This is a genomic window from Limibacillus sp. (assembly GCA_037379885.1).
Lineage (GTDB): Bacteria > Pseudomonadota > Alphaproteobacteria > Kiloniellales > CECT-8803 > JARRJC01.
Map to the genome: position 1 here is coordinate 1 of JARRJC010000086.1, position 5,232 is coordinate 5,232.

6 protein-coding genes are annotated in these 5,232 nt (G+C 56.8%); all 6 read right to left on the bottom strand.

What is annotated here, in order from left to right:
• Positions 1-71: 71 nt before the first annotated feature.
• The 6 genes from P8X75_14380 to P8X75_14405 all read right to left on the bottom strand — a co-directional run bounded on the left by P8X75_14380 (position 72) and on the right by P8X75_14405 (position 5,136).
• On the bottom strand, positions 72-647 hold the full coding sequence (locus tag P8X75_14380) for a GNAT family N-acetyltransferase (protein ID MEJ1996369.1): 576 nt from the start codon (positions 645-647) through the stop codon (positions 72-74).
• 184 nt (positions 648-831) lie between these two features.
• Entirely contained in the window at positions 832-993 is a 162-nt protein-coding gene (locus P8X75_14385) for a hypothetical protein (protein ID MEJ1996370.1), read from the bottom strand.
• 154 nt (positions 994-1,147) lie between these two features.
• Entirely contained in the window at positions 1,148-2,107 is a 960-nt protein-coding gene (locus tag P8X75_14390) for a homocysteine S-methyltransferase family protein (protein ID MEJ1996371.1), read from the bottom strand.
• A gap of 128 nt (positions 2,108-2,235) precedes the next feature.
• A complete protein-coding gene (locus tag P8X75_14395) occupies positions 2,236-2,625 on the bottom strand; it encodes a hypothetical protein (GenBank protein ID MEJ1996372.1) in 390 nt (129 codons plus the stop codon).
• Positions 2,626-2,670: 45 nt separating this feature from the next.
• On the bottom strand, positions 2,671-3,048 hold the full coding sequence (locus tag P8X75_14400) for a class I SAM-dependent methyltransferase (GenBank protein MEJ1996373.1): 378 nt from the start codon (positions 3,046-3,048) through the stop codon (positions 2,671-2,673).
• A gap of 177 nt (positions 3,049-3,225) precedes the next feature.
• A complete protein-coding gene (locus P8X75_14405; protein ID MEJ1996374.1) occupies positions 3,226-5,136 on the bottom strand; it encodes a DUF3604 domain-containing protein in 1,911 nt (636 codons plus the stop codon).
• Between the last annotated feature and the right edge of the window lie 96 nt (positions 5,137-5,232).

The window sequence follows — 5,232 nt, forward strand, 5'->3', positions numbered from 1 at the left end:
GCACGTCAGGTTAGCTCGCTAGCACGTCCGCTTCTGGCTCGAAGCGGGCCCAGCTGCACGTTTACCGCCTCTCAAAGCTTGGTCATCAATACCCAGTGCTCGCCGGGGTTATCCCAGCCAATCTTGACCATCGGGCGCTTGTTCGCCTCGCGGTAGCCGTGACGCTCGTAAAGGCGCCGTGCGCCAAGGTTGGCGTCCGAGACGATCAAGCTCATGCCCTTGGGGCCGCGGAACTGCTCGGCGTGGCGAAGTAGGGTGCTTCCCACCCCCTTGCCGCGCATTTCCTTTAGCGTTGAAAGCACATAGACATAACGGGTTTCGGGCGCCTCGTTCTCCAACTCAAGCAATGGGATGAACATCGGCAGTTCATCCTCCGGGATGGGGTTCGGGTTGGCGGGTATCTCGTGAGTGATGAGGCAACCGGCCGCCTGGCCGTCCATCTCCGCTATCCAGGTGTGGCGGTAGGAGATCGCGGCGTCTTCTGAGACGGCGCGCCGTTCGCCAACATCCCAAGGGTCTTCGCCTGCCTCGGCCATATCCCGCCACAACAGCTTGGGCAGGCCTTCCGCCGCCCGGTTGACCAATCTCGCGATCAGCGCCGCGTCTTCGCGACGGGCTGGCCGTAGTACGGGATCGATTGATGACATAGCGCGCGTCTCCGCGAAGAGAGGTGCAAGCAGCCTGGATCACACTAGCCTAAACCAACTCCGGTTGGATGGCTTGCCTGACGTAAAGGGCAGATGGCTGATGAAGCGACCGCTTTACGGACGCTTGCTTCCTTGAAGCAAGGCACCTCGGCCGAGATGTCCGCTTCTGGCTAATAGCCGACGGTCAACGATCTTTCTTCGCTTGAGATGTTGGCTTGGATTTGGCTGCTTCGAGAGTAGATTTTGCTTGTTGGTGGGCAAAAACTCCAACTCTCTCCTCCTCTGTGGCCCGCTGCATCCGGCCTTTCAGAAGCACCACACCCTTGGTTGAATCACTTTTCAACATGATCACCTCCATTGATGTTGTTGACCGAATATATCTTTGAAGCCCGTCAGCTGAATTGACATTGCTCAATACGTTTCAAGAAAGAGAGTCCGCGCTACCGCTGTTGGCTAGAAGCAGAAATTTTACCTTTGGCCATCAAATGGGATCGGTTGAGTTATTCGGCAGCCATGTCCCGGCGCACTTCGCTAACTTGCCGTGCAATTTGGCCAATATGGCGGCCATCGGTGCCACAGCAGCCGCCCCAGACATGGATATGAGGAAATCGCTTTGCTAGTTGGGCCATTTGCCCCCCAAGTTCTTCGGGATCACCATCTTCTAAATGGCCGAGCTTACATAGGGATAAGGTGTCCATTGCTACGGCGTTGGGCATGAAGCCGCCCAGCCGTTGGGTCCAATCACCGGGCGTCAGCGCCGCTTCGAACTCGGTAGGGTGGGTGCAGTTGATCATGTAGTAAGCGGGTGCGCTGGAAGTTTCGAAGTCAACTTTCCTGATTGCTTCTTCGAGCGTCTCTCCACCCGACAAGCGCCCTCCCTGTTTGACGAAGAACGATATTATGATCGGCATGTCCGCCGCTTTAGCCGCCCTCGCTATCCCGACAGCTTCCTCCACGCTCGAAAATGTCGCTGCCGTGACTTGATCAGCTCCCGCCTTCTTGAAAGTTAGAATCTGCTCTGAATGATAATCCTCTGATTCCTCGGCTGTTGGTTTAGCGCCAACATTATACGCATCGCCGCGCGGCCCGATAACGCCGCCCACAAGCATGGGGGTTTCCGGACTTTCGTACTCGCGAGCGAAATCCTTGTAGAACTCAATCCCGCGGATATTGATCTCCTCAAGGGCATCACGGGAGAACCCAATCAGCTCGCCCCAGTCACGGCTAGCACGGTAATGGAGACCCTCATTGATCACGCCAAATCCGTTCGCCACGGCACTCTCTACGAGCTTTCGGTGATAGTCTGTCAAGCAAGCAAGACCGCGTTTGTCATTCAGGAGCTCGAAGGCGCAGAAATGGCGAAGCTCGAATCCATCGACATATTGCAGCCAAGTCTCAAATCCGCCGCCGCATGTCATATCCCGACCGTTCATCTGCGGTAACTTGCTGTAATCAGGCATTTGACCTCCACTCGAATGCGTGAACGGCATGGTATGAACAACTCGGTTGGTTGTCACTTCAGCTAGTCTATTTCTGATGACTTATTGAAAGTCCCCACCTGGCTAAAAGCGGATCAGAACGCAAGGGATCAAGGCTTCCGAACGAAGTAGGTGAGGAAGTTGCACGACCCGAAAAAGGCGTTGGCCATTAGCGCCGCCCTGCAGCTCTTCTGCCACCCTTCCACTTGCTCCTGGGTGACCGCCCCGGAAGCCATAGCAATGGGGCCATAGCTATCTATCGTCGTCGGAAAATATTCGCCTTGTCCTGCTTCAACCACTACGGAACCGAAGCTTTTTTCCAGCTTTAGCTCTGCTCTCGAAAGGAGGCGCGGCAGTTCGCGCATCACGAACCGGTTGGCAACAATGGCGTCCAGATACTTTCCGGGCAGTACGCGGTCATACTCTGGGGCGCCCGTATCGAATGTCATCGAGGCGTAGTCGCCGTCGTGCACCACGATCAATCCACCCGGGCGGGTCAACCGGGCAGCTTCAGCGAGAAGGGCTTTGGGGTCCTCAACATGGCTCTACCCCGTGTGGGCCAATACCAGATCGAACGCGCCCTCGTGCCTATCGCTGCCTTGCGCATCTGCTTGAAAGAATTCGATGTCGTCCAGCCCCTCAGCTGAGGCGAGCTCCTGGGCTTTCTTGATCAAAGCGCTGGAGAGGTCGGAGCCTTTGATCTCGCCCTTGAAATCAGGCCTTCGAGCAATTGCGCGTGTTACGACACCTGTTCCGCAGCCCAGTTCCAAAACAGTGTCGAACTCTTTGAAATCAATCTCTTTGAAGTATGCCTCTCGGACTGTCAGAAACGAGGGCATTTGGGCTCTCGCCTCCAGACGGTCCGCAATCGCTTTTTGCTTTTCGATCTCGACCTTATCGATAACCTGAAAAACGTCGCTCATCCGGCAACCTACTCAGAGTTTCACTTTGGACAGCGGGAATCTTAGCGCCCGACAGTGAAATGAACCAGCTACATGAAAGCGCATTGGGTAGTGTCCGCTTCTGGCTAATAGCGGACATCAGCGACAGCAAGACCTGCGTCTAGGGCGGGCTATTGATAGCTCCCTCTACTTAGGCCATTAACTTCCCGGCGTGTACCAGATGGGCGAGGTGTAGGCTCGGTCCTGGACGGTCATAGCAGTTCCCTCTGGCATCTCGAGATCGAAGAACTTCGCATCGTAGGCGGTCCAACGCGGCGTCGGGATCTCCAGAACACGGACGTAATAGAAAGCCCGCTGCGAAGGATCAAAGTCCGGGTCTATCCAATAGCCGCCGAGCACTGCTCGGCCGATGTCGTTGGTGTAGGACGCATTCTCAAGATCGACGGTGCTGCCCACCGAGCCCTCGCAGGAACCATCGGTTACCGCGCGGTCCGCGCAGACGAGATCGTAGACCTTCTCCTGCGTTTGACCATTACTGTCGAGCCAACCCTTGATGATCTGGATGCGGTCGAGGTTAGCGCCGTCAGGATCGCGAAGGGCTCGCACCATGAACTTCGGCGCCTCACCCTCCGGCCCGGCCCTCAGGTCCCCGCCCATGGGCACGCCGCGCGCATAGCCAGCCCGGGCGAAGTCGGGACGCTTGACCTCGTCCTCTGCGAAGTCCCAGCCGCCGAAGACCCGTACCCGAAGCCGCGTTCCCGTGGTTGCGAAGACCTCCTTGCGGGCGAAGGCATCCCAGATCGCCTCGCGTGTGTTCTCAGTCGCCCAGACGGCCGCTAGGCCGGAGGCGCCGAGATCGACATCGTAGATCGAATACTTCGGGTCGACGGCGCTCTCGATAAAGATGCCTTCCTTCCTGTGCGGCGACGGTTCAACGAAGTAGATCTTGCCAAACCAGTTTTCCTCACGGGTCGAGGGGATGGCGTTATGGCTATCTGTGGAGCCGATCATGCCGAACTTGAAGGGGTTGGCCCCAATCCGTGCTTCCTCGGCCAACCCAAGCTTTAGGGCCTCGCGGGCATACTCTGTCCGGAGCATTTCTGGCTCCTTTGGCGCCGTCCCCGTTAGATTGGAGGCGTCCATGAGTTCAAAGTCGGCAAAGGCGTCATCCGGGGAGAGCATCGGATGGGCTTCGCTGGTCCCCTTTGGCTGCGTCACCTCGACGACAGGCTCGAACTCGGCGCGCGTTTTGGCGTAGCTCTCATCAAAAGCCGCACCGTCGAACGTCTCCAGCATGAACATCATGCCATTCGAGAGATTGCCGTTATGGGGAATGGCAAGGACGTCTCCGCCGGTCTCTTCCTCATAGCGACGCATATAGGCCCAAAGGTCTTCCGGATCATCGCTGTCAAAGGCTGAAAAAGGCAAAACCTGCTTCGTTCGATCCGGTCCGTCGCGGAAGATAACGTTGCGATGGAGGTTGTTGCCGTCAGGTCCGGACGTCCATTCATAGCCGATGAAGGTCGTGAAGACACCGGGTTCGTAGTACCGCTCAGCGTTCTCGATCACGCTGTTCCAGACTCGTGAGCTCATATCAGGGCTGTCGATAGGGTCTTCCCCCCGCGCGTTCGCCGCGCTCCATTCGTAGGCGGCATCAATGCCTTTTCCTTCTTGAAACCATTCGTACCACCGACGCCCCGCTTCGCTCTCAAGTACCAGAGGATCTCCACGGTTGAGATAGTCGGCGATACCAAGGTTCTCCGCATGATCAGCGACCACCACGAAATCAAGCGGACGGATCAGCTTGAAGGATTGCCCGGTTTGACTTTCAACCACCTCGCCCCGCGAAACGCGATATGCCGTCTCCGGGTCCGCTGTCGCGCCTGCCATTCCTGCATCGGCGGACCATGCCGTGTGCAAATGGGTGTCGCCAAAATAGACGTTCTGCGGGAAGTGCTCGTCGACGTAAGGAGAGTAGTTTGATTCCTTGGCGACATGGTGGTCATCAGACACTTGAATGTCCTGCGCACTCGCGTCCACCGCCAGCAAAAGGGCAAGTGACGCCGACAAGGCTCCGGTAGATAACAACAAGCGTCTTCGAGCAATCATTTAGCATCTACTTATATAAAGGCTATCGTTCTCCTCGTATACTTACACGATCTAGCGGGTAGCCTATTGAAGTTCTGATCGCAGAATTTGCTCAAC